This is a genomic window from Sphingobacterium sp. InxBP1 (assembly GCF_026191775.1).
GTDB lineage: Bacteria > Bacteroidota > Bacteroidia > Sphingobacteriales > Sphingobacteriaceae > Sphingobacterium > Sphingobacterium thalpophilum.
Genome location: NZ_JAINDX010000047.1, coordinates 274,364 through 298,785, shown reverse-complemented (window position 1 = coordinate 298,785; position 24,422 = coordinate 274,364). Strand labels below are relative to the sequence as shown.

Sequence of the window (24,422 nt, the reverse complement as noted above, 5' to 3'; positions counted from 1 at the left end):
AGGGGGCTTTTCTTTGACGCCTTTTTATTTGTATCTTTAATGGACAATATAAGCTGAATTGATATGAAAAATTGTTTAATACTACTAGTCATATTCTCTTTCGTCGCTCATTTTGAGACAAAGGCGCAACTTGCTGACGGTGTTTATTTATCCCAAACAGGCAAAAGCAAAAATCTTATTCTGATCAAAGATCATTACCTGTCCTTTATCAGTTATGACGATATAGATAAACATTTCGGCTATACCTGGGGAGGTCCGATTCAACAACAGAACAACCAACTTACTGTGTTAGCAGAATATAATAGCACGGATAGCACCACTATTGGCAGCAAAATCAATTTAAGTTACAAAAAAGACAGTGATAAGGTGCTGATTAAGGTACATGGCTCCGACCTGCTGTTCACAAAGCAAAAAGTACAGCCCCAGCCATTGGATGCTTTATGGAGAATAACTGGACGGCAACAAAATACAAAAATACACGAAATTCCACGCTCCGATCGCAAAACGATAAAGATCCTAGTCGATGGTTATTTCCAGTGGATTGCTATTAATCCGGCACAAAAAGGATTTTACGGAACAGGTGGCGGCCGTTACACCTACCGGGACAAAGAATACAAAGAGAAAATCCTCTTTTTCTCGAGAGATAATAGCCGCGTCGGACAAGAACTTCGTTTCGAAGGGAAAATCCTGGACAACAAATGGCACCATAGCGGAAAAAGCTCTAACGGTGATGATATTTATGAAATCTGGAGTAAGGAAATTGATAAATGACAAAATGACAATACAAGAATTTCGATTATTGGAAGAGCCTAAAGACGATTGGTCACCGATACAGAAGGCCTTATGGTTTGACAAAAAAGGGGACTGGAAAACTGCCCACGATCTTGTTGATCGGCTGGATGGTACAGCAGCTGCACATGTGCACGCTTATCTCCATCGCAAGGAGGGCGATCTTTGGAATGCGGATTACTGGTATAACCGTGCCAAACAGCCTGTATTTACAGGGCCCCTAGAAAGCGAATGGGAAGAGTTGTTCAGGCGATTCTTTGCGCAATGATCTGCGGGATACGATTGTCTCAATAGATGGTACTCATCGCTTTCTCTGAACGTAGCCAGCCGCCAATGGTTTATCAATCGTAAAAAATACCATGCAAAGAACCGTGTAGTATACAGAGGAATAAAATGGCATGAATATTGATTATCATTTAGTATACTTTTCATAAATTTAGGTTAATAATTGGTTAGGTTAAAACACCTGAAGTTCCCCGCTTCAGGTGTTTTTGTGTTAAAAATCTATGCTTTTTCAAACAAGTGACCTATCTGCGCATTTATCACGCACGAGATAGATGTAGGAATTAAAGCGTCACTATTTTAAACTCACCGGCACAAATACAATTTTTTTATAACTGTCTTTTTCATACAGGACACCTATGGCCTTTTTATTTAAGAGCACCAGATCAGAATAGGCGGCATAGTCTCCTTCCACCTGCTCCGGCGCTTTTGCAATAATACGGCTGAAATACCATGTTTTGCCCTTATCCTTGCTTAAGCGCAGTGTCAAATTGTCCCTTCTGTTGGTCATTGCGGCGTTACACACCGCCAAGATATACTTCCCTTTTTTCTGCCAGGAAAGTACAGATCCCTGATTGACTGGATCGGGCAAGTTTTTGTCGTAATAGGTCGTATCCCAGGTCACCCCGCCGTCACTTGAATAAGAAACAATCCTGGATCTAACATTCCCCTGTTGGTTACGGGAATTCATATATAATCCCGTTGAGGATATCTGGGCTGCCATTGTCTCGTTTGACCCTTCAAATCCTATGCTCTCGCCCAGTTTAAATGTTTTCCCATGATCATCTGAGTAATAAGAGTGGGCAAAATAGTCCTTGCCATTCACTTTCGGGTTCCCTTCCGAATGATTTGCCGGAATATAAATACGCCCTTTAAACTTACCTGAGTCAAATTGCAGCCCATGTCCGGGCGTATTGGCATACGCACGCCAGTCTTCCTTAAAGGTATATTGCGCATGTACAGAAGGTTGATTGGGACGATGTGTTTCCAGAGTTATATTTCTAGGTTGAGACCAAGTTTTGCCACCATCAGTAGAACTGATCGACCAGCATTCACGTAAACCGTTGCCCTTACGCACCTCACCTTCATGATTATTTCCCGTATTATAAAAAAGCAGCAGACGCCCGTTTGGGTAGGCAGGGTCGAGTAAATCGACTACCGGAGCAGGGTTACCTACCTGCAAATTATCATTATCTACGGCCACCTTCAGCGGTCCCCAGGTCCGACCATTATCCTGACTGATTTTATAAACAATGTCCACATTGCCAAAGTCCCCAGCATGATCCACCCTTCCTTCTGCGAAAGCGATCAACTGACCTGATTTATCTTTTACAATGGCTGGAATACGATAGCTCTTATAACCATCTTGTCCCGAAATAAATACATCAACCTCCTGTGCCTGAATCATGCCCGCCAGCATGACAAATGCGAGCACTATGCTTATTTTTTTCATATGTTTTTCTATTAAATTGCTTGTTTATAACTGAATGTAAGACACATGTTTCCTAAGGATTTTCTGCTATTCAATCGTAGATCGGAATGCAGGTAAACATCCACTTCAGGGGATTTTGCCAGTCTTTTCCCTCCAACTTTCCTACAGGAAGTTTAATCACGACCTTATTCAAACCTTTTTTTAACCAGATAATTGTAGGTTGACGATAACTGTAACCTTCATCAACCAAGGCAATTTCCAAACTTCCTTTTTGACCAGCGTTCTGCCATTTTGGAGGACGAACCTCGTTTTCATTTATCCAAATTCTACTCATCCTGTCATCCCAGGTTCCGAGAGCCGGTGAATCGCTTGCGTACGAACGGGAAAGATCATTAAATCCGATCCAGAACTTCTGATTGCCCTCCCTGTCACTCCAGAACTCGCTGACAGCATATACAGTTGTATTTTCCAATGGCCGATCGATAGCCCCTTTTATGACATCTGACCACCAATGTCTCAGGACGACCGTACCGCCGTAAAACTCGCCAATTTTTTTCAAAAATTTGAAATCACCCTTCTTTTCATTTTCCAGCGACATCGCGAGATTTCCATGATTTGCGACAGGACCATATATTGTCCATTGCTGTGTACTCTGTCGGTAATAGGGAAAGATCAGTTTATTAAAATATAAATTTTTATGCTGCAGCAACCGCGTTTCAAATTCAGTAAATTCAGCATGCCCCTGCGCATCAGTTTTTATGTTACTACGCCATTCAAACTCGCCCCCTCCCCGCCAACTACGTTCAGCAAACGTCAATAAAGCAGGATAGACTGCATTCTGGCGAAAGATATCGCGTTCATTATTGACTGCCCGATCCGGCCACGAACACAAGATTGCTCCGTGTAATTTTCGGTTCCCTTTTGCGCTTCCGCCCAATTGCCTATAGAATAAGGTGGTAACCGCTTCCAATGGATCCATATGGTTAATATAAAGGTGCTTTGAATCCACAGCTTCAAAAGAATAATCTGCTGTGATCTCCTGTGGCCCACCCATCCAAAGCTGGCGGATAGTCTGTGGCAACAGGTTGCCTCCGGGATCCCAGCCTATTGTTTGCAGTCCCAGGCACTCTGCCCATTTTGTCATCGTTGGCAGAAATGCTCGATTATATATTTTGACCTCATCCCCTCCTATATGTAAAAAGGGTAATCCCGGATACGTATCGACAAATTCTTTTACCAAGTTCTTAATCACAGCCATACCGCTGTCACTTTGCATATCCGTTTTAAAGTACCGGCGAAATGCTGCCGAATGCCCAGGCATATCTATCTCCGGAACCAGCTGAATATGCCGTTCTCTGCAATATCCGATCAGTTCCTGCATGTCGGTGACGGTATAGAACTTACCTTTCCAACGTTCCATATTGGTAGAGTCAGTTAGACCGGGATACTTTCTACTCTCCAATCTCCAGGCAATATCTTCCGTAAAATGAAAATGGAAAATATTCAGTTTATACCTGGCCATCATGTCGATCTGTTCTTTCAACAGCGGGATACTTTGGTAATTCCGGCCTACATCAACCATATAACCCCGCCACCGAAAAGCCGGGTAGTCGACGATAGAGCAGTAAGGTATCTCACCATTGAGGTCGCCCAACTGCCTCAGGGTCTGCAGGGCGTAAAATATCCCTGTTTTATTTTTAGCTTTTATCCGTACACCGGATTGGGTCACATCAATCTGATAAGCTTCAGCTGCTGTGGGCAAGTCTATGAAATCGCCACATACCAGCGCAATATCAGGTTTCTCCTTAGCGTCTATTATTCCCGTCTGTCGCCCCCAGTCTTGCAGCAACTTCAGGAGCAATCGTCTTTCTTCCCTCAACGTATCCTGGGGAACTGCTACTCCAACGTTTTTGTGGAGGCGGTAGACGCCTTCCTTCCAGCTCACCGACCGAGGCATTGGAAGCAATGGCCTGGCTAACTGCCCCATACAGATATACGGGATGACTAGACACGCAAAACAAACGAAGTTAATTATTAAACCACGCAAGCCGATCGATAACTTCATGTGTTCTATCTCAGTGTTTTTAGAATCTGCATACAGTACCATTCCTGTCTCGGGAGATGAAAAGGTCCTTTAAAGAGGTTCCCTTTGGCCGTCTGCGCTAACGTTCCGTCGCGGTGGAGATAACCAAACCACTCCCCATTAACTTTATCATGAAAATGATCATAAGCATAATCGTGGATTTGTTGGTGCCATTTCTTATATTTTTCGTTGCCGGTCAAGAGGTAAGCCAGCAAGGTTGCAATAATAGCTTCATTCTGGGGCCACCAGAATTTCATGTCCTGCCAATATTCCTGTACAGGTTTACCATACACATCCCTAAAATAAAGGATTCCACCATATTCCTTGTCCCAGCCACGTTCCCACATATAGTCCAGCATTCGGCAACCGAGATTAATCAGGTCAGGATCATTATCCCGGTGTCTGGCTTCATGCAAAATAAACCAGGCACCTTCGATTGCATGTCCGGGATTGAGCGTCCGTCCATCAATATGGTCGATAATTTCTCCTGCCGCACCGACCTGCTCCATAACGCATTGAATATCATCCTTCACGAAATCCCCCTGTATCTGAGCGATAAAATCCGTAATGGCCTGATCACAACGGGGATCGCCAATGGTTTCCCTAATCTGTTGGGCCGTATTGATCATAATCATAGGTACACCGATACCCTTCATTGGCCTGGTGGGCTCGTATTTGGGCGCGATTAACTTCTCGCCGTTAGCATAGGCCAAGCATTCACCAAACAAAAATCTGGCTTCTGCTGCGATATCTTGGTCACCAGTGGCTTTGGCAAAGGCAGCAAAGGCAATGGCAGCAAAAGTCTCTGAGAAGAAATAACGTCGCATCCGAATGGGTCTTCCTTGTTGATCCACATGGAAATACATTTTTCCATTGCTATCGAAGCAATGCTTTTTTAAGAATTCATAGCCTGAGCGTGCCCAGACCAACCATTCATCTCTAGCCTCTACGGTGTTGTAGAGAGTAGACAATAACCAGCAGGCCCGGCCCTGTATCCATACCGCTTTGTCCGAATCAATCAAGGTACCGTCATGGTCACGCATCAGCAAATACCCTCCATATGTACTGTCAATAGATTTTGGGAACCAAAATGGAACAGTATCATTTAATAACTGATTCTGGTAAAACTTTTCCATTTGATCCAAATAGGAAGTGTCCAGTTTTTTTTCGATTTCTGTGAGATTCATATCTTATTTCTTTGATTTTGCGTTAGTTTTATTCTACTATTATATCAAAAGTTGAAACTGGCGTTCCAATTTCATTTTGAAGATTGGCTCTATTGAAAGGTTCATAAGCATACACGATCTTTTTGATACTGAAGCCCGGTTTTTCGATCGCTATTTTATTCGCTGCAACGATGTATGCATTGATACTGTGGATTCTACCTTTTTCATCAATAGCCTGGAACCCCGCTAGCGGATAACCATTTTTCGTCTTCAGTTCCTTACAGTTGTTAAAGATTAAGTAAAGGCAGCAATCGGCATGGAGCTGTTTAACGACCTGAGGATGGTCGGCATTGACCGATTGCCCATATTCATATTTTTTAACCAAATTAGCCAGACGGTGGCCAATGGTTATTTTTTCACGCGGATGGACATCCAATGAGTCACCCAGATCAAACGCAACCGCCATGTGGACACGCTCTATTTGTTTTTCCAGGCACCGTTGCGAATTTCTAAAATCGCCCCATGATGGCCTGTTCAGTCCCGGCAATTGAACAAAATAAAAAGGTAAGGTCTGATGAAACATTTTTCGCCAGGAAGAAACTAAAGTTTTAAACAGATGTTCATGAAGCTCTATGTGATGTGCATTGCTTTCGCCCTGATACCAGAGCACTGCCCTAAGACCAGTTTCCAGCCATTTACTGACTCCTGCCTCAAAGTTATACGCCGGTTGATAAGGGTGGCGTTGATTTTTTACTTTTGAGAGCGCTAGATTCTGGCTGGCACGTTTCCTGCAAAAGTCCTGTATGAAATCTGAAGTCCGCCATTGGTGAATATAAGTTGCCAATAGATCATCATTTTCCAGAGACTTCCTATCTATCCACGATTCTGTGTTTGAGCCGCCTACCGACAGGTCGATGATACCAATAGGAATTTGTTCTTCCTTTGTGATCTGTTCTGCAAACGCATACGCTACTGCTGAAAAATGAGCAGCTTGATCTTCTGTCACCGAACTCCATGAGCCTGTAAAATAGGTGAGATCGTTTACTTTTTGCAAGGCGATAGTATCCCATACTGTCGCGTTGGTTTCCATCAAGTTCCGACATTTGAAGAGACGTAGATTTTTAAGATGATCTGCTCCCTTGATGAGTTCTTCCCCTCTCATTGCATGCCGAAGCTGAAAAGCCATGTTGGACTGACCCGATGCCAAGTAAACGTCACCAAAGAGGACATTGTTTAACACGATCTTGTCCTTGCCGGCGCTTATCGAGATTCGGTATGGCCCTCCCGCCTCCATCTTCGGCAGCTTTACCTGCCAAGAGCCGTCACGGTCTGCAAAGACAATATAGCGGATTTTATTAAACATAACCTTTACCTTGATATGGGGTGTTGCTTTGCCATATATCTTATTTTCCCAGTTACGCTGAAGCACCATATTTGAACCTAGGGTCTCAGCAACCTGTAAACCGTGTTGTACCGGTGCCAGTACCCGGGCAATCTGCGTCGCGATGATATAAGCTCCCTGCTGGTTTGGATGTAAATAATCATCAAACAAATCGATACGGAACTGTAGCGGACTGTTCAGATCAATCAGCTCTACATGATTGTTCTCTGCAATTTGAGGAATCGATTTCTGTATTTGGCCGTACCAGTCACGGGTACCGGACAAAAAACGAGGATGCCCACTAAAAATAGGTGTCAAGCGACATATATAGATCTTCATCTGCCTGTTAACTGCGCGGATACCGTCAATCAATGTGGCATAATCCGACGCAAATGAATTTCTATAATTGGGCCAGTTCCTCGGGTCTGTATCATTGAGGCCAAGATGTATAATGACAATATCGGGTTGGTAGTTGAGCAGTCTTTTATATTCAGCGGTCTTATGATATGGCTTATGTCCACTTCGTAAAAGGGTGGCACCTGAATGTCCAAAATTGGCCACTTCATAAGCGTTTCCCAACAACAACTGAAGCTGAGAAGGATAAGATTCATGAGCAGGGTCTCCAAGTCCATAGCCAAAGGTGACCGAATTACCGACACAGGCTACGCGGATACGATTTTGTCCAACAGCCGATGCCGCCAGCTGGAAAAAGAGCAACAGTAACCAACTTTTCTCAAAAAGAGAACGGAATGACTTCATAAAGGATATCATATACATAACCATTGATCTGTTAAGAAATTCCTTCCGTCTCTCCGGTCGGTTTAGGTTTAAGAAATAGCAGCTGGAGCAAGAGAGCGATTAACACAGCTACTCCTAACGCAGCGAAACCGAGGCCAAAGTGTCCTTCATCCTTGAACCTGCCTAACCATTGCGTTATGGCGGCCCCCGCAAATACGCCAACCATATTCATAAATCCATAAGCGGAAGCGCGTAGATTCCTCGGTACGATCTGACACAGGATAGGCATATTGTTGGCGTCGAACATACCGAAGCCAATTCCAAAACAGATTGCTGCTCCCAGCACTGCTGTCAATGTCTGTCCTAACCCCAAAAACAACAACGCTGGTATTGTCAATCCAAGGCCAATTGCACTGGTATAAATTCTACCAAGAATTTGTTTCCTCACCCAACGGTCGCTCACCATACCGCCTACTATTACACCTACAAAGGAGGAGATTGCAATCGTTATCGTAGACAGAGGCCCTGCACTGGACATAGGGATGTGCAAGTTGTCCGCAAATAACGTTGGCAGCCAATTTTTTATAGCCCAACCCGGTAAACTGGGAGCTGCGAAATAAAACAGCAGAATCCAGAACGCCACATTGGAAAAAATCAGCATCAGGCTTTTCAGCAAGGAACATTGTCCTTCCTGGCCGTTTTCCTCTGCCGCTGGCTCAGGCCTTTTTTCGGAAAGCAAGACGGCAAGTATCACTGCATAGACTATACCGACTATTCCGAACCAGTGAAAAGCAGTATGCCAACCTTTTGAAGCCGCCAGTGTTGCGCCAAAACCACCCAGTGCCTGACCGGTATATAATCCAGTCATATGTAAACCAATGGCTAGGGATCTATTTTTTCCTATATGATAATCTGCGATCAACGAAAGCGCCGTCGGAATGTACAGCGCCTCGCTAAAACCCATAATAGCGCGAAGTATCAACAAGGTAGGGTAGTCATTTGCCATACCCATTCCATAAGTGACCGCTGACCAAACAAACAAACTTCCGACGATCAGCCATTTTCTATTACCACGATCCGCGACGATGCCAGCTATTGGGCTCATGATACCATAGATGTACAAAAAAATAGCCATCAGCGCGCCAAAGGCCTCCGCACTTTGTAATACGGGTATATCGATCTGCATCGCGTCACGCATTGTGGAAAGCATTTGCCGGTCCATATAGTTCAGTAACGCAACACCCCAAAGTAGCGCCACGACGAGCCATGGATAAAAGGATTGATGTCGTAATGAAGAAATCATTTCAGGTTCCTATTGTTGTTTATTATTCTATTTCTTGAAAAATGTAGCCAGTAAAATCTGTGCACTTCGCACACCCGCTTTGATTTCACCTGACGGTAAAACCAACATATCCCCCCATAAAACAGCTGTTGTTGTTACCGGCCCATTGGAGGGCAGATCCCCCGCTCGGCTCCATCTCCCTGATTTCAGGTCGTAACGCCAGATCTCCCTGCCAAATCCGGGATGATTGGCCTGAAGCATGTTTTTAGCGCGAATCAGCTCCTGCTTTTTTTCCGTATCTGGCTCTTTCTCAGCCTCGGAGAGTATCGTTTCCACCCGATGAAAAGTAGTCCCCCGATCCGCACTAAATAACCATAGCCCATGATCCGGTAGTACACAGGCTGTCCCAGCAGCAGCTTTAAAAGGAATATCCGTCAGTTCCAACCAGCGCTGCCCACCGTCAACAGATTTCAATAGCCCTTGATATAAAGTCGAGGCAGCACTCCGGTTTCCTTTTCTCCCCCCCACTAAGTATAAATGGTGCATATCGTCCACCAGCAGCTGCAAATGCGATACTGGGTAAGGAAGCGTTCCGACTTTCTTCCATCCGCTGCCGAGATCTTCGAGATCCAGCTGCAGCACTTGGTCCGACACTCCATCATGGCGTTCGCCACCAGCAACCAGCAGCTTGTTCCCTAAGCATACGGCCCCCATATTGGAGAGCGAAAACGGAAGCTGGGGATAGACAAACGTTTCTATTTTTCTGTTGCTAACGTCATACCTGATCAGTCGACAGGCATTTGTCTTTCCTTCCGTATTCTCTCCGCCTATAACACACAGTCCGTTGGCTACACTCAGGCTGGCGCTATAAGCAACAGCGTCCGGTAGGCTATCTTGCCCTATCAGACTGAGGCCGGCGCTATCTTTTGCATATATATAGACATCTTTCTGTATCTTTTTTTTGCCGCCTTCCCACGGTGGCAGATCCGGAAAGTTAGCTCCACCACCAATCAGCAAAAAGTCCTTGGCAAGTCCGGCTATTGGTCCTGCCAGACCAATATGTGCCTTTCCATTCTGCCTTGCGGGCAGGTCAATAGAACGATGCCATTCCAAACGGCCGGTCTGCCCGTAAACACTGCTTACCATCAATATTCCTGCTACAATCGTCATCCAATTTTGTTTTGTCATAATGATCTATTTTTGGCCAGCTTGGCCAGCCGTTTGTTCTCCTGCTGCATGAGCGCCTGTATTACCTACCATCCTCCGGTTTATCACACCCATGTGCAGCAAAGTCCTGAAAGCCAAGCTTCATAACATCTGCTTTAAAAAGTGCGAACTGCTCTATGGACATATTTTTCACGGGTAGCCGGAATTCGCCACAATTTAAGCTAATCAACTTCATAAAAGCCTTTCCAACAGCAATGCCACCATATTTGCCCAACAACGATATCATGTCAATTGATTGTTGCTGCAGTGCATTTGCTTTTTCGAGATCACCTGCTTCAAAAGCCTCCATCAGCCGTAGATACAACGGCGCCGCGTAGTTATACGTACTTCCGACGGCACCTTTGACACCCAATACTAATGCCGACAGCATGTTTTCATCCCTTCCCCAAAGCATATCATATTTCCGCTCCGCGAAATTCATACAACTTAAGAAATCCATGAAATCTTCGTGTGTATACTTAATGCCTCTGAAATTGGGTATTACACCATCAATTTTTTTTAATAATTCGATCATCGGGAAATTTCCCCCGGTCAGCACCGGAATATGATAATAATAGAAAGCTGTCCGAGGGGAGGCGCCCGCTATTTCGACACAACATTTTGCCAGCTGATCCACATTTGCCGGCTTGAAATAAGATGGTGAAGTAAACGAAACAGCATCCACTCCTACCTGTTCTGCCAGTCGGGCTAACTGCTGGCATTCTTTGATATTGGTTCCGCCTAAGAGCATCATTAATGTAAATTCCGCGTCAGTGCTTGTGAGGCTTGCCCAAGCTGTCATTACAGCGACCTTCTCGTCAAACGTCAACGATACCCCTTCCCCCGTAGAGCCGCAGATGAAAGCACCTGTTACCTTATTTTTTTTTAGCATATCGTAATATGCTGGAATCAGCGCAAGATTGAGTTCTCCCGACTCATCGAAAGGAGTAAATGGTGCAGCTATTAATCCCGATATTTTTTGCATTAGCATGATATATGTTTTGATTTGATAAATAATTCTATGTATTTGCTTCCCGTCTGATATCATCCGAGGCGGGATTGCTGTATTATGTACCTGAATAACCCGGATTTTGATGGCCAGTCAGCTTTGGATCAGCCGTCAGTGTACCTAAATCTATTGGCCACAAGACCTTGTGTTTTTGACCGTCTGTTTGTTCTAAGACACCGACCAGATTCAGGTCTTTACGAAACACTAAAGACTTTCCCTGACCATCTTGCATCCGTCTTAAATCAAACCATCGTTTACCTTCAGAGACAAATTCCTTTGTACGTTCATAAAAAATTGCCAGTTCGTTTGCTTCGAAGCTCCCCTTAGTAAACACGGGGGCTTTACCAGCGTAAGCACGGTTTCTGACGGCCATAATTTCAGCGGTCGGATCTTCTCCCAGTTTATTTTTGATTTCTGCCAACAGCAGATACGCTTCGGCCAAGCGATAAATAGGATAATCATCCGAATAGCTACGGACACCATCGATCAACGTACCCAAAAACTTTTTAAATACAATAGCAGATGTGTTCCCTTTATTAAAATTGAGAAAGGTTGCGTTCGCTCTTGTATCCTCCTTATCAAATAGGCGGTAAAGATCGATTTTGTATTCATAACGAATTATTCCCGTAGACCCGGCTTGCAGAGGATCTTTAGGAATACTCTGCCCTTTGTCGTCCACGTAGCCTGTCAGATCATCGCTTGCGGCATAAATAAAGTTATTGAAGAAAGAAGTAGCCTCACCATTCAAATAGCGAATCGTGAAAATTATTTCTGAATTACCCTTCATCGATGGCATGCTAGCAGACTGAAACAGCTCGGAGAAGCTGCTGGCCAACGCATATCTCGACATCACGCTTTCTACTGCTGCCTTCGCCAGTTTCAAATCACCGGCAACATTTTCTGGAGCCATTCCATCCACTCCTACTTTAGCCGACCATAGGTAGACTTCCGTTTTTAACATTAACGTGGCAGCCAGTGACCATTGCGCTTTCTGGTTCTTTGTTTCATAACTTCCAGCAAACGATTTTTCTGATCTGTCCACTTCCGACTTTATGAAATCTAAGGTCACTTTTTCAGTTTCGGTTCTGGCCTTATAGGCTTCTTCTGCCGACGAGGGCGTGTTTACTGCTGCCTGTGGTTCCGTAACTAAAGGGACGCGACCATATGTACGAAACAGATAAAAATAATAGAAAGCCCGTAGTCCGTAAGCTTGCCCCAGATAATACCCCTTTTGTGTATCGGTCAGATAGTCGGCCTTCTCCACTTGATAAATAAAGTTATTAACCTGGAATATTGGGCCATAAAGACCCGCCCAACTGGAGATTCCCGGCGAACTTTCACGGATATCCTGTGTGATTATCCCCGCAGCGTTCAACGACGCTGTCCCCGTAAAACTAGTACCATCTCGCAAAGTTCCACCACGCAATTCACCCAGATTCCATAAATTTTGCTGCTGTCCACGAAGCTGGTTATGAAGTCCAAGCATTGCTCCAGCTACCTGCTCATTGTTTTTCCAAAAGCTTCCGCTGGCGAAATAATCCTCTGGAATGAGATCCAAATCAATTTCTTTGCATGAGGAAAACAAAGAAATTGCGAAGCCTATGTATATAAGTATCTTTTTCATCCGTTTAATTTTTTCTATCAGATTTACTCGTCTCTGAACTTTGTACTAAATAAACTTATTGTTAAAATTGAAAATCAAAAGGTTAGCTGAAGACCAAGGATAAAGGTCCGTGGAAGAGGATAACCTCCGCCATTTTGCCCTACACTCCCACTCTCTGGTGAAAATAAGGTGTTTTTTGACCAATAATGTAAATTTTGCCCCGTCACGGATACGCTAAGATCCTCCATCTTTATTCGTTGAGCGATAGACTTAGGTAAACGATAGGAGAGATTGACCTCCCGAAATGCCAAATAGTTCCCTTTATTATAAAACATACTGCTCTCTCTGCTGGTATTATTTTTAAAAAGTTGATCTGCCCAATAATAGGTGGGGTATTGAGCATTCGGGTTGTCCGGAGTCCATGTATCAAATACACTTGTGGTGGTGTTAAATGTTCCCTGCATCATCCCTAAAAACCAAGCTTTCGGTCCATCATAGGCGACATAGCCCAATGCATAGTCAAAGCGGGTGCTAAAACTGATATCTTTCCAGCGCAAGGCCGCTCCAAAACCTCCGGTCCACCTTGGAAGAGTATTTCCCATATATACCCTGTCATAGGAATTGATAATCCCATCTTCATTTACGTCTTTCCACATAACATCTCCCAAGGCCAACGGGTAGTGTAAGTTTTTCTCACTGCTCGACATTGCATTATAAACATCCGGATGCACCAACGTCCTTGCCCCAATAAGATCTTTCAACTGCAATGCATAATTATCTAGTTGCTCCTGTGTACGAATGATCCCAATGGCCTCATAAGCAAAAGCTACGTTAGGGTCTTGTCCTTCTTGATAACCACCTACCCAAACTAGCTCTCTGGTTTTCGGATCGTAAACTTGCAAACCGCCCTGCCTATTGTTTTCAACACCGTTAAATGGCAATTTCAATATCTTATTTTTGTTATAGGCTGTATTCCAGTTAAAACTCAGGTCCCAGTCATTTTTCCGTAGCACCTGATAATTCAATCCGATTTCGATCCCTTGATTCTGCATGTCACCATTATTGGTCGTAATCGTTGTAAAACCTGCTGAAGCGGGTAGGGTTAAGTTTGCTATTTTATCTTTTGTAGTTCTGTGATAATAAGCAAAACTGAAGTCCATTCTGTTTAACATCCTCGCCTCTAGTCCTACTTCTTTTGTGATCAGACTTTCCCATTTTAAATTGGGAATAGATAGCGTTGACATGGTATACCCTACCTGACCGTCGTATTTATTCGTGCCATAGGAACCTTGGAGCGTATATGAACCTATCCCGCTGACATTACCATTTCCCCCATAACTCGCCCGCAATTTTAAGGTGTTTAACAATTTTGTTGAGCCTAAATACTCCTTCAAGAAATCCTCATTGTGCAAAGCCCAGCCTATTGAGACACCAGGAAAAGTTCCCCATCTGTTATTTAATAGTGTTGAATAACCGTCGCGACGGGCCGTTAGCGTCAAAAGATATTTTTCTTTATAATCATAGTTTACACGTCCAAAATAAGACATAATACGCTGGCGATCGTGGTAAGAATCAATACTTCGTTTATTTGCCTCAGGGCTCGTTAATCCTAGATCCATAAAATCGTCCGTAGGAGCCCCACTTCCAGCTGCCGAAAATCCATTATTATACGTATCGAAAAATTCCGAGCCCAGCATCACGTCAATGTGATGAGAGTTATCGATAACCGGTTTGTAATTCAAGACCGCATTGTAAGTTTGGTTATATATCTTGTCATAAGAGGCCGAAGAGTTGCGTGTCCGCACATAATTGCCCGGGCTCGCGAGATAATCCTTATTAAAAGACTCTACGGTTGATTGATTAAAAAACCAGTTTCCGCTTATACGCAAATTAAGGTCTCTTGCAAAATCAATAGTAAACGCCTGAGTAAGTGTAAGTTTTTGATTTAGGTTTTTCCGGATAAATTTATCATCATTTACCAGTGGGTTTCCATCTAGATAATCACGGCCAACAAGCAGATCTCCGTTAGCATTAGTGCCGCGCATTGTTGGCGGAGCTCCCAATGCGCGGGTCATATAATTACCTTCACCGTTAATGGCATCCCGCCATTTTGTGTACGCGAAATTTACACTCGAAAGAGAATGCAGCCAAGGTTTAATCCTATACTCGCCGTTCAGTATGAAAGTCGTCCGGTCATAAAAGGTATTGATTGGCATTCCCTTTTCGTTGTATTTTCCGACGCTTCCATAGTATTTACCTTTGTCATTCCCTCCTTGTAATGCTATACTATAATCTTGTGTCAGACTTGCATTGCGGAGCGCATACTTTGCGTAATCAAAATCCTTAAATAACAGCTCCTTTCCCGTAACCGGATCAACCATTGTTTGCCAGCCGTGCTGAAGTAATTCACGATTGGTATCATCAAGGAACATTGTACTCCATACGGCATTGCTCGTCATATTACCGTCGAGGATGTTTCCTTTATCGTCTTTATATTTATTACCTGTACCGAAGGGACCAACGCTAGTCAGTTGATTCAATTGAGATGGTTGATATTGTCCAGACACCTGAACGCCTTTTCGGCTCCAGTACAGATAGTCTTTTGCATCTAGGAAATCAAAAGGCATATTCAATTTATTGACACCCACTTTAGACGAAATAGTAATGTTGGAAATCCCCTCTTTTCCTCTTTTCGTAGTTATCAATATGACACCGTTTGCTGCCCTTGCACCATATATTGCTGTGGCCGAAGCATCTTTTAATACGTCGATAGATTCAATATCATTTTGATTGATATCATTAAATCCATTTCGAATTAACCCATCAACAATGACCAATGGTGCACCTCCTCCCCCATATGTTGTTCCACCTCGGAGTACAACTGTGGGAACAGCCCCCGGTCTTCCCGAAGTCTGTTGAACCCGAATGCCGGGTACAGTACCAGCTAAGGCAGAAGCTGGATTAGAACGGACTCCAGTTTCAAGCACTTTCTTATCCAGACGGCTAACGGAGCCTGTCAAATTGGATTTCTTCATCTTCCCGTATCCCACCACCACAACCTCATCCATTTGTTCGACTTTTGATTCAAGTTTAATATCCAATTGTCGGAGCTGTCCAATAGCTATTTCAAAAGGCTTATAGCCCGTTGAAGTAATGACCAAGGTCGTATTTGGATTGGTCGTGATTATAAAGGTTCCATCAGCATGCGTTTTTAACGATTGGTTGGTTCCCTTGATTCTGATGTTCACATTGCTAAGCGATTCCCCCGTCTTTGCATCTGTGATTTTCCCTTTAAATGAATGATCCTGAGCCTGGGCCAATAACATATGGCCTGCCAGAACAGACAGCGTTAACAGGGATCGTAATTTTAGGTTTGAATACATATTGGTTTGTATTAAGTATTACATATATGCAAATATATAAAATCATAAACGCAAAAAACAAATTATATTTACATTATGTATAACATATTTTTGATTTTAATTAATTATCTTTGTATTACAGTGCCTAATGCGCTACATGTAACATATATGGAATTAAATCCTTCTTTAACTGAACACCTAAAAACCATTGATACTTCTTCACTAGTAGACCGTGCGGAGAAAGAAATCATTAATCTCTTTGTCAGTCAAGGGCTAAAAGTCGGGGATGCTCTACCAAAGGAGATGGAGCTGGCGCAAACGCTTGGCGTAAGCCGCACCGTTGTCCGTGAGGCGATGCTGAGATTACGTATGGTCGGACTGGTCGAATCCAAAAAACACAGAGGAGCAGTGCTAACCAGTCCGGATCTTATCAAACCCTTACGCAAATCCCTTTATCCGACCATTATGGAAAACAAGACCCTGCAGGATCTTTTTGAGATGCGTATGGTACTGGAGGTCGGTATGGCTGATATATTGTTTGAGCATATACAGGAAAAAGATATTGAAGAGCTGGAGGCTATTGTGGCTAAAGAGCCATTAAACACCGATAACACAATTTTCGACATTGAAACCGAGGTTGCTTTTCACGGAAAACTTTATGAAATCACAGGGAACACGATTTTAAAAGATTTTCAGAACATGTTACTACCTGTTTTTCAATATGTTCACAGTAGCGGTTTATTGACAAGCCCAAGCACGTCAAAGAGCTTTATCTCTCATCGGGGCCTTGTAGATATATTGAAAGTAGGCAATGCGGAAGTTTTTCGCAATGCCATGCGAAAACATTTAGACAATCACTATCAACGTCTTTTTGCATATAAGAAATCCGTTGGATAAAGTCTTATTAATGCTTATCCACACAAGTAATGTTATTGCACAACATGTAAGATAACCTACCGACAACAGTTTATTTCCCGATCTTCCAACAGTTTTCCAGAATAGCTCACACTCTTGTTTGGTATCGCTGCGGTGAGGTTTCGAATGAACAGGGTAGGCCTATCGGAGCTAAAGACGAACTGCTCGGGAGTATGTCCGTCTTCTAACAGATGAGCAACTAGAGCTATTATTATTTGCGCGCTAGCAATTTTGTTTATTAGTCGTTTTATGTAATACATATATTTGTTACTTTAGCATGATAAACTGACCTTTTAAAATCCGGGTAATGAAACTGAAATCGTTTTTATTTGTATTACTTACACTGCCGATCGTAAAAAACGCTTCTGCACAAAAAAGACCAAATATCGTCATCATCATTTCCGATGACCATGCTTACCAGACAATTGGTGCCTATGGCTCAACATACGGAAAAACACCACAAATTGACCGTATTGCTGCGGGTGGTGCAATATTCAAAAACACCTTTGTCAACAACTCCATCTGCGGCCCAGCACGGGCGACATTGTTGACCGGTAAATACAGCCATAAAAATGGTTTTAAGGATAATGAAAACTCCGAATTCGACTTCCGTCAGGATCTTTTTGTGAAACAGCTCCAAAACGTCGGTTATCAAACGGCATGGGTAGGCAAGATTCACCTGGGGGACAAACTACAGGGTTTCAATTATTATGATATTCTTGTCGGTCAAGGAACATATTTCAATCCAGATTTTATCAGCAAACAGGGCCGTAAACGCACCGAAGGGTATGTCTCAGATATTGTTACTGAAAAAGCAATCCGATGGATGGACACGGTAGATGCGAACCGGCCGTTCTGCCTGGTCATCGGCCATAAGGCTACACATCGAACCTGGATGCCCGATCCAAAAGACTTTGGCACGTATGATTCTGTCCATTTTAGCTTACCGACAAGCTTCCATGATAATTACCAAAGTAGGCAGGCAGCAGCGCTACAGGAAATGTCCATAGACAAGGATTTGCAGATGGGCTATGATCTGAAAATGTTCAAATCACTGGAAGACATGATGGCTGATGGTAATTTCAAACGGATGAACCAAGCCCAGAAAGACAGCTATATAGCGTATTACCGTCCGATATTTGAACAACTGAAGCAAGATAAACTAACAGGAAAACAGCTGGCGGAATGGAAATTCAGACGCTATATGGTCGATTATCTTAATACGGCACAGTCTATGGACCGCAACATTGGCAAAGTGCTTGATTATCTGGATAAAAGATCTCTCACTGAAAATACAATTGTGATCTACCTCTCGGACCAAGGATTTTATATGGGCGAACATGGTTGGTTTGATAAACGCTGGATGTACGAAGAGTCTTTTCGTACGCCAATGGTAATGCGGTATCCTGCCCTGTTGCCTCCGTATTCAGTCATTGATGCGAAAATTGTCAACGCCGACATTGCCCCCACACTTCTAGAACTGGCCGCTGTCAAAAAGCCGAAAGACATGCAAGGCGAATCGTTCGTTCACGTCCTAAAAAATAACAAAGAGGAACATCGCAAAGTTCTGTTCTATCACTATTTTGAGAACGGGGAACATGCCGTGAGTCCACATTTTGGGGTCAGGGATGATCGTTACAAGCTGATTAGGTATTATAAACGCGTTGAAAACTGGGAACTTTTTGATCTGAAGAAAGATCCTCATGAACTCCAAAATGTATACAAAGACCCAGCCTACTCGGATGTTGTCAAAATGATGAAAAAGAAACTTGCCGCGCAAATACAAAAATTTGACGATAAAGAAGCTGAAGGTATTTATCGAGTCAATATCGACCGCTGATCAAAATGAAGGATGGCCAAGACGGTTTTTTCCGATTATTTTCGGACCAACTTCCGACCAACTTCTACCTTTCATCGGGATTTCATCGGGACGGCATCGGGATTTCATCGAGCCAACCCGATGAAATCCCGATGAAAAAACGATGGCCACCCGATGTCAGCACGAAGAAAGTCAGAGTTTGATGCGGCCTTGACCAAAATAAAACTGTTCATCTAGGTCTGATTTCGTCAACATAGTATTGCAGAAGTTCTTATAAAATCCTTTTTATCATTGTCCGTTTTGTGCAATTGCTGTTGAAGCCTATTCTGACCTAAATATTACAAAAAAAACAAAAACAAAGTATAGTTATCAGGTAGATTTAATATATTTGCATTAACATTTTTTAACACATGGAACTATATACACTACTTATGTTTGAAAAACGAATGTCCAAAGGAGATGTTTTGCAGGTAAACATTTAAATATCTCCGACAACCTTTCCGCACATATAATAGCAATTCATTATTCATAATTAACTATGGCAAAAAATAACATAAATTTTGTCGTAATGGCTGCGCTATGCCTAAGTTCAAGCGCGCTATACGCGCAATCTACCATAAAAGGAAAAGTGGTTGACAACAACAACAGTCCTATTCAGGGTGCAACCGTCACCGAAACGGTCAGTAAAAAACAAGTTCAGACAGATGCAAACGGTTTATTCGAATTTCCTTCCAATGGGAGCTCATTGAATATACAGGTCCAATATGTGGGTTTTGAGTCTAAAATTGTACAGACCAATCCCAATGGGCTGACGACAGTTCAGTTACTACCGACCAATGCCCAATTAGATGAAGTAGTGGTAACCGCCTTAGGAATCTCCCGCGAGAAAAAATCATTGGGATATGCAGTTCAGGAAGTGAAATCGGTTGAATTGCAAACGAGACCAACAAATGCCCTTAGCTCGTTATCGGGAAAAGTAGCTGGTCTTCAGATAACCACTTCTGGCGGTAATATGGGAGGATCTTCCTCTGTGTTGCTCCGGGGTATTACATCCATCTCGGGAAACAATCAGCCATTATATGTCGTTGACGGAACTCCTATAGATAATACAGATTTCAACTCCAGCTCAACGATCAACGGTAGTGCCGGAAAAGATGTTGGTAATATGATTCAGGACATCAACCCCGACGACATAGACAATATATCTGTGCTAAAAGGCGCTACAGCTGCAGCGCTTTATGGTTCGAGAGCTGCCAATGGCGTTATCATGATTACAACCAAACGTGCGTCAAAAGGCGAAAAAGTAGAAATCGCACTGAATACAGGTATAGACTTTGAAAACGTTGTTCGGCTGCCCAAAAGACAACATCTCTATGGACAAGGCTATTCCACGTCTTTCCAGACCCAAACTATAAATGGTACCGATTTCAAGCTAGTAGATTATGCCGCAGACGAGAGTTGGGGGCCCAAGCTTGATGGTACGCCAGTCCTTCATTGGTATAATCTGAATCCTGAAGATGAGGCTAACTATCTCAAACCATCACCTTGGCTTTATCCAAAAAATGACGTCAGTTATTTTTTCCGCACTGGTATAGCTAATACAAATAATATTGCCATTGCAGGTAACAGTGGGAACACGAATTATCGGTTTTCATACACAAATAAAAATGTCAAAGGGACTACCCCAAATTCGCACTTGTCCCGAAATTCACTCAATTTCTCCGGGGGGACGCAGTTAGGCCGATTGAAAGTGACTTCCAATTTGAATTATATCCGCAACTCGTCTTTAGGCCGGCCGTGGACAGGTGCGTCTAATAGAAATATTATCCTAGAAGCATTCCAATGGGGGGCCGTGCAAGTGGATTACAAAATATTAGAGAATTACAAGAGAGCCGATGGAACGCCTTTAGCCTGGAATCGTACCGGTTGGCAAAATACACCAGCAGCAGAGGCAACCCGTTTTATTGACAACCCATATTGGTCAGCTTATGAATCTTATTTGGAGGACAAGAGAGATCGTTTTTATGGAAATATTGGTTTAGAATACGATGTAAATAGCTGGCTAAAACTTGGCGCCAAGGTACATGGCGATATTTATTCATTTCAGGCACAGGATCGTATCGCTGTTTACTCCCGTAGTGCCTCTCAATATGAGGAAACTAATAATAAACTGAATGAATATAATTATGAGTTTATGGCGACGGCAAAAAAGAATTGGAACAAATTCTCACTCGTCGCTTTCGCTGGAGCTAACATCAGAGACAAAAGCTGGCAAAATAATTATGCTATTACACAAGGTGGCCTGATTATCCCGAACTACTATAATTTGAAAAATGCAAATTCTGTTCGAATAGATAACTATAAATATCACAAACGCATTGCATCTGTTTTCGGCAGTGCTTCATTAGGTTATAATGACCTACTGTATGTTGATGCGACAATTCGAAACGACTGGTCTTCCACTTTGCCAGCTACAGCCTGGTCTTATGCATATCCATCATTAGCAGGTAGTTTTGTATTCAGTAATTTAGATGCATTAAAAGAACTTTCTTGGTTGAGTTTCGGTAAATTAAGACTGGGCTGGTCAGATGTTGGAAACGACACAGAACCTTACCAGCTTACGAAAGTATATGAGGCAGAACAATCTTACGAAGGCAACCCGTCGTATACCTTGCCTGCACAAAAACCCAACGATAAGCTACGTCCAGAACGTACACGTTCCTTGGAGACTGGACTCAACGTTCAACTGCTGAAAAACAGACTAGGACTGGATATCACCTATTATAACAACAATTCGAGAAATCAGATCCTTCCAGTTCCGGTATCATCCTCCTTTGGCTATGAATACAAATGGTTAAATGCGGGTAAAGTTAATAACAAAGGAATTGAAATCGTACTCAATGGAACTCCGATTAAACATGAAAATTTCTCGTGGGATGCAACCATTAACTGGGCAAAAAACAGAAATAAAGTCGTTAAGCTAGACGATCAAGTCAATACATTGAATCTCAGTAGCTCATTAGTTCAATTGGTTGCTCGCGAAGGAGAATCCTACGGCCAGTTTTTAGGTTACGACTTTGTATATGCGCCGGACGGCCAACGCGTCGTACAAGCAGATGGTACTTACATGAAAACTTCCCAATTAGTACCCTTGGGAACGATCATGCCCGACTTTACCTTTGGCTTCCAAAATACGTTCCATTATAAAAACTTCAATCTTGGCTTTCTAGTTTCTGGCCGTGTCGGAGGTAAATTTTTCTCACAAACATATAAAGTTGGTATGTATGCGGGTATACTAGACAAAACAGCCGCAAACAATATTCGCGAAACGGGGGTCGTGCTCGATGGTGTAAAAGGGAATGTCGTCTTCCACAGCGACGGCAGCTATGACGTAACAGACATTCAGCCAAATACAACAAATATCACCGCACAGCAATGGGCGCGCAACGAGTACAATGGTCCGACAACGTTTTCTATTTTCGACGCGACTTATGTGAAGCTTAGAGAAGTTACACTGGGTTATAATTTTAATTTCGCAAACTCCAAGGTCGTTAAAAATATGGGTGTTAATGTATACGGTCGTAACCTTTGGAACATCTATACCAAAAGCAAGTATATAGACCCTGAATTCACCTCTAGTGGTGGCAATGTTCAGGGCATTGAAGGAGGTAATATCCCCCTACCGATTACTTATGGTTTTAATGTAAACTTTAAATTCTAAAAAAATGAAACTGTCCAATATAATATATATTTCTTTCCTCAGCTTGGCATCTGTTGCAGCCTCCTGCTCCAAAGAGACCTTTGCGGATATCAATACCGATCCCAATCGTCCGGCAATTGTAACTACACCAACGCTTTTAGTGACTGCTGAAAAACAATTAGTTAATGCCTTGCGTAGTGAAGAGATCAGCTTAAGGGGAGCCCAACTATTTGCTCAGTACTTCAGCCAGAATATCTATACTGATCAATCGCGCTACCAGATCCCCACTAGCTATTCTGACAATTACTGGACAGCCACTTACAGGGCTCTCAACAATTTAAATGAGATCGTTAAACTCAATTCCAACGAGAGCACTAAAGCAATTGCAGCTGCCGGTACCGCTGGCACCAACGCTAATCAGATTGCTATTGCCAGAATTCTTAAAGCATATGCCTTTCAATCCTTAACAGACGTGTTTGGCAACATTCCCTACGAATCGTACGGCAATAAAGATGCTGACTTTGAAGCGCTGCAGCAAGAACCAGATAATTTAACTCCAAAATACGCTAGGCAGGAGAAAATTTATAAAGATATCCTCAACGAACTACAGCAAGCTGCTGATACCTTGCTTAAATACCCAACAGGCAATACTTTTGGATCGGCAGATATTCTCTATAAGGGATCCAATGAACGTTGGGCAAAATTTGCAAACTCTTTGCGTTTACGTGTTGCCAACCGCATCAAAGGTAAAGACGCAGCCTTGGCGACAACACATATGGCAGACGCTATAAAAAAAGGTATATTTACTTCGAATGATGATAATGCGGTATTTAAATATTCGAAAACATCACCTCATGAAGCACCTTTATTCCGTGCTACAGTAACAGCTAATCGAAAGGATTTTGCGATTTCCAATGTTCTTGTGGAGACATTGCAGGGTATCCGCGGTCCGTTTAAGATTGCAGATCCAAGGCTATCTAAATTCGCTAAACCTGCTGCAGACGGAAAATTCATCGGGCAGCCCTATGGATTACCTTTGTCTGCAGGTAATCTCTTCCCTGTTGATAAAATATCGCTACCAAGCGATGCTATTAATGCTGCGGACTATGGCGAGGTACTTTTGGAATACGCAGAAATCGCATTTATTCTAGCTGAAAATAACAGTTGGGATCAAACTAACTATGAAAATGGCGTTCGTGCTTCTTTGGAAAAATGGGGCGTATCACAAGAGGATGTAGACACTTATATAAGTAAATTACCCTCCGCCAATAAAGAAAATGTACTTTCGCAAAAATATCTGGCACTTTTCAATCAGAGTATAGAAGCTTGGTCGGAGATAAGAAGAACAGGCTACCCATTATTCCTGATCAAAAAGGGTGATGTGACCTGGAGCGGCACGGTGGAAGGCAAACCCGTTACTTATACATTTGAGCCTGAAGTCGGCAATACGATCCCTAGCCGTCTAGTCTATCCGCTCAAAGAGCAAAGCACCAATAAAACAAATTATCAGGCTTCTTTAGCCCAACAAGGAGACGACGTTATAAACACCAAAATCTGGTGGAATACCGCAAATAATTAAATCCGCTTTAAGTGCAAACCCCTGAATTTAATATTTTCAGGGGTTTGTTTATTACTATATTTTCATAACTTCGTAT

15 protein-coding genes are annotated in these 24,422 nt (G+C 43.0%); 6 read left to right on the top strand and 9 right to left on the bottom strand.

Annotated elements, in window-relative coordinates:
- The first annotated feature begins 63 nt into the window (after positions 1-63).
- Together K7A41_RS16935 and K7A41_RS16930 are read left to right on the top strand one after the other, a co-directional pair.
- Entirely contained in the window at positions 64-771 is a 708-nt protein-coding gene (locus K7A41_RS16935) for a hypothetical protein (protein ID WP_265714618.1), read from the top strand.
- A gap of 4 nt (positions 772-775) precedes the next feature.
- On the top strand, positions 776-1,057 hold the full coding sequence (locus K7A41_RS16930; protein WP_265714617.1) for a hypothetical protein: 282 nt from the start codon (positions 776-778) through the stop codon (positions 1,055-1,057).
- 309 nt (positions 1,058-1,366) lie between these two features.
- Here K7A41_RS16930 and K7A41_RS16925 read toward each other — a convergent pair whose 3' ends face one another.
- The 9 genes from K7A41_RS16925 to K7A41_RS16885 form a co-directional block, all read right to left on the bottom strand.
- Entirely contained in the window at positions 1,367-2,524 is a 1,158-nt protein-coding gene (locus tag K7A41_RS16925; RefSeq protein ID WP_028072354.1) for a sialidase family protein, read from the bottom strand.
- A 70-nt stretch (positions 2,525-2,594) separates the two neighbouring features.
- Positions 2,595-4,568: a family 20 glycosylhydrolase gene (locus K7A41_RS16920; protein WP_265714616.1), complete on the bottom strand. Its 1,974-nt coding sequence runs from the start codon at positions 4,566-4,568 to the stop codon at positions 2,595-2,597.
- A 5-nt stretch (positions 4,569-4,573) separates the two neighbouring features.
- Entirely contained in the window at positions 4,574-5,773 is a 1,200-nt protein-coding gene (locus tag K7A41_RS16915; protein ID WP_265714615.1) for an AGE family epimerase/isomerase, read from the bottom strand.
- 28 nt (positions 5,774-5,801) lie between these two features.
- A complete protein-coding gene (locus tag K7A41_RS16910) occupies positions 5,802-7,892 on the bottom strand; it encodes a GDSL-type esterase/lipase family protein (RefSeq protein WP_265714614.1) in 2,091 nt (696 codons plus the stop codon).
- Positions 7,893-7,923: 31 nt separating this feature from the next.
- A complete protein-coding gene (locus K7A41_RS16905; protein WP_265714613.1) occupies positions 7,924-9,174 on the bottom strand; it encodes an MFS transporter in 1,251 nt (416 codons plus the stop codon).
- 27 nt (positions 9,175-9,201) lie between these two features.
- The gene (locus K7A41_RS16900; RefSeq protein WP_265714612.1) at positions 9,202-10,341 is read right to left on the bottom strand and encodes a hypothetical protein; all 1,140 of its coding nucleotides are present in this window, start codon (positions 10,339-10,341) and stop codon (positions 9,202-9,204) included.
- Positions 10,342-10,402: 61 nt separating this feature from the next.
- A complete protein-coding gene (locus K7A41_RS16895; RefSeq protein WP_232048689.1) occupies positions 10,403-11,344 on the bottom strand; it encodes a dihydrodipicolinate synthase family protein in 942 nt (313 codons plus the stop codon).
- Positions 11,345-11,426: 82 nt separating this feature from the next.
- Positions 11,427-12,992: a RagB/SusD family nutrient uptake outer membrane protein gene (locus tag K7A41_RS16890; RefSeq protein ID WP_265714611.1), complete on the bottom strand. Its 1,566-nt coding sequence runs from the start codon at positions 12,990-12,992 to the stop codon at positions 11,427-11,429.
- Between the two features lie 74 nt (positions 12,993-13,066).
- A complete protein-coding gene (locus K7A41_RS16885; RefSeq protein WP_265714610.1) occupies positions 13,067-16,354 on the bottom strand; it encodes a SusC/RagA family TonB-linked outer membrane protein in 3,288 nt (1,095 codons plus the stop codon).
- A 147-nt stretch (positions 16,355-16,501) separates the two neighbouring features.
- Between K7A41_RS16885 and K7A41_RS16880 the strand changes: the two genes are divergently transcribed.
- From K7A41_RS16880 to K7A41_RS16865, 4 genes are all read left to right on the top strand, one after another.
- Positions 16,502-17,230, top strand: a complete 729-nt coding sequence (locus tag K7A41_RS16880) for a FadR/GntR family transcriptional regulator (RefSeq protein ID WP_265714609.1) — start codon at positions 16,502-16,504, stop codon at positions 17,228-17,230.
- A 325-nt stretch (positions 17,231-17,555) separates the two neighbouring features.
- Positions 17,556-19,088: a sulfatase gene (locus K7A41_RS16875; RefSeq protein WP_265714608.1), complete on the top strand. Its 1,533-nt coding sequence runs from the start codon at positions 17,556-17,558 to the stop codon at positions 19,086-19,088.
- Positions 19,089-19,605: 517 nt separating this feature from the next.
- Positions 19,606-22,788 carry a SusC/RagA family TonB-linked outer membrane protein gene (locus tag K7A41_RS16870; RefSeq protein WP_265714607.1) on the top strand — a complete coding sequence of 1,061 codons (3,183 nt, stop codon included), beginning with the start codon at positions 19,606-19,608 and terminating at the stop codon, positions 22,786-22,788.
- 4 nt (positions 22,789-22,792) lie between these two features.
- Entirely contained in the window at positions 22,793-24,346 is a 1,554-nt protein-coding gene (locus K7A41_RS16865; protein ID WP_265714606.1) for a SusD/RagB family nutrient-binding outer membrane lipoprotein, read from the top strand.
- The last annotated feature ends 76 nt before the right edge of the window (positions 24,347-24,422 follow it).

Coding starts and splice junctions, on each gene's coding strand:
- K7A41_RS16935 (WP_265714618.1), top strand. CDS start 64: ATGAAAAATTGTTTAATACTACTAGTCATATTCTCTTTCGTCGCTCAT.
- K7A41_RS16930 (WP_265714617.1), top strand. CDS start 776: ATGACAATACAAGAATTTCGATTATTGGAAGAGCCTAAAGACGATTGG.
- K7A41_RS16925 (WP_028072354.1), bottom strand. CDS start 2,524: ATGAAAAAAATAAGCATAGTGCTCGCATTTGTCATGCTGGCGGGCATG.
- K7A41_RS16920 (WP_265714616.1), bottom strand. CDS start 4,568: ATGAAGTTATCGATCGGCTTGCGTGGTTTAATAATTAACTTCGTTTGT.
- K7A41_RS16915 (WP_265714615.1), bottom strand. CDS start 5,773: ATGAATCTCACAGAAATCGAAAAAAAACTGGACACTTCCTATTTGGAT.
- K7A41_RS16910 (WP_265714614.1), bottom strand. CDS start 7,892: ATGAAGTCATTCCGTTCTCTTTTTGAGAAAAGTTGGTTACTGTTGCTC.
- K7A41_RS16905 (WP_265714613.1), bottom strand. CDS start 9,174: ATGATTTCTTCATTACGACATCAATCCTTTTATCCATGGCTCGTCGTG.
- K7A41_RS16900 (WP_265714612.1), bottom strand. CDS start 10,341: ATGACAAAACAAAATTGGATGACGATTGTAGCAGGAATATTGATGGTA.
- K7A41_RS16895 (WP_232048689.1), bottom strand. CDS start 11,344: ATGCAAAAAATATCGGGATTAATAGCTGCACCATTTACTCCTTTCGAT.
- K7A41_RS16890 (WP_265714611.1), bottom strand. CDS start 12,992: ATGAAAAAGATACTTATATACATAGGCTTCGCAATTTCTTTGTTTTCC.
- K7A41_RS16885 (WP_265714610.1), bottom strand. CDS start 16,354: ATGTATTCAAACCTAAAATTACGATCCCTGTTAACGCTGTCTGTTCTG.
- K7A41_RS16880 (WP_265714609.1), top strand. CDS start 16,502: ATGGAATTAAATCCTTCTTTAACTGAACACCTAAAAACCATTGATACT.
- K7A41_RS16875 (WP_265714608.1), top strand. CDS start 17,556: ATGAAACTGAAATCGTTTTTATTTGTATTACTTACACTGCCGATCGTA.
- K7A41_RS16870 (WP_265714607.1), top strand. CDS start 19,606: ATGGCAAAAAATAACATAAATTTTGTCGTAATGGCTGCGCTATGCCTA.
- K7A41_RS16865 (WP_265714606.1), top strand. CDS start 22,793: ATGAAACTGTCCAATATAATATATATTTCTTTCCTCAGCTTGGCATCT.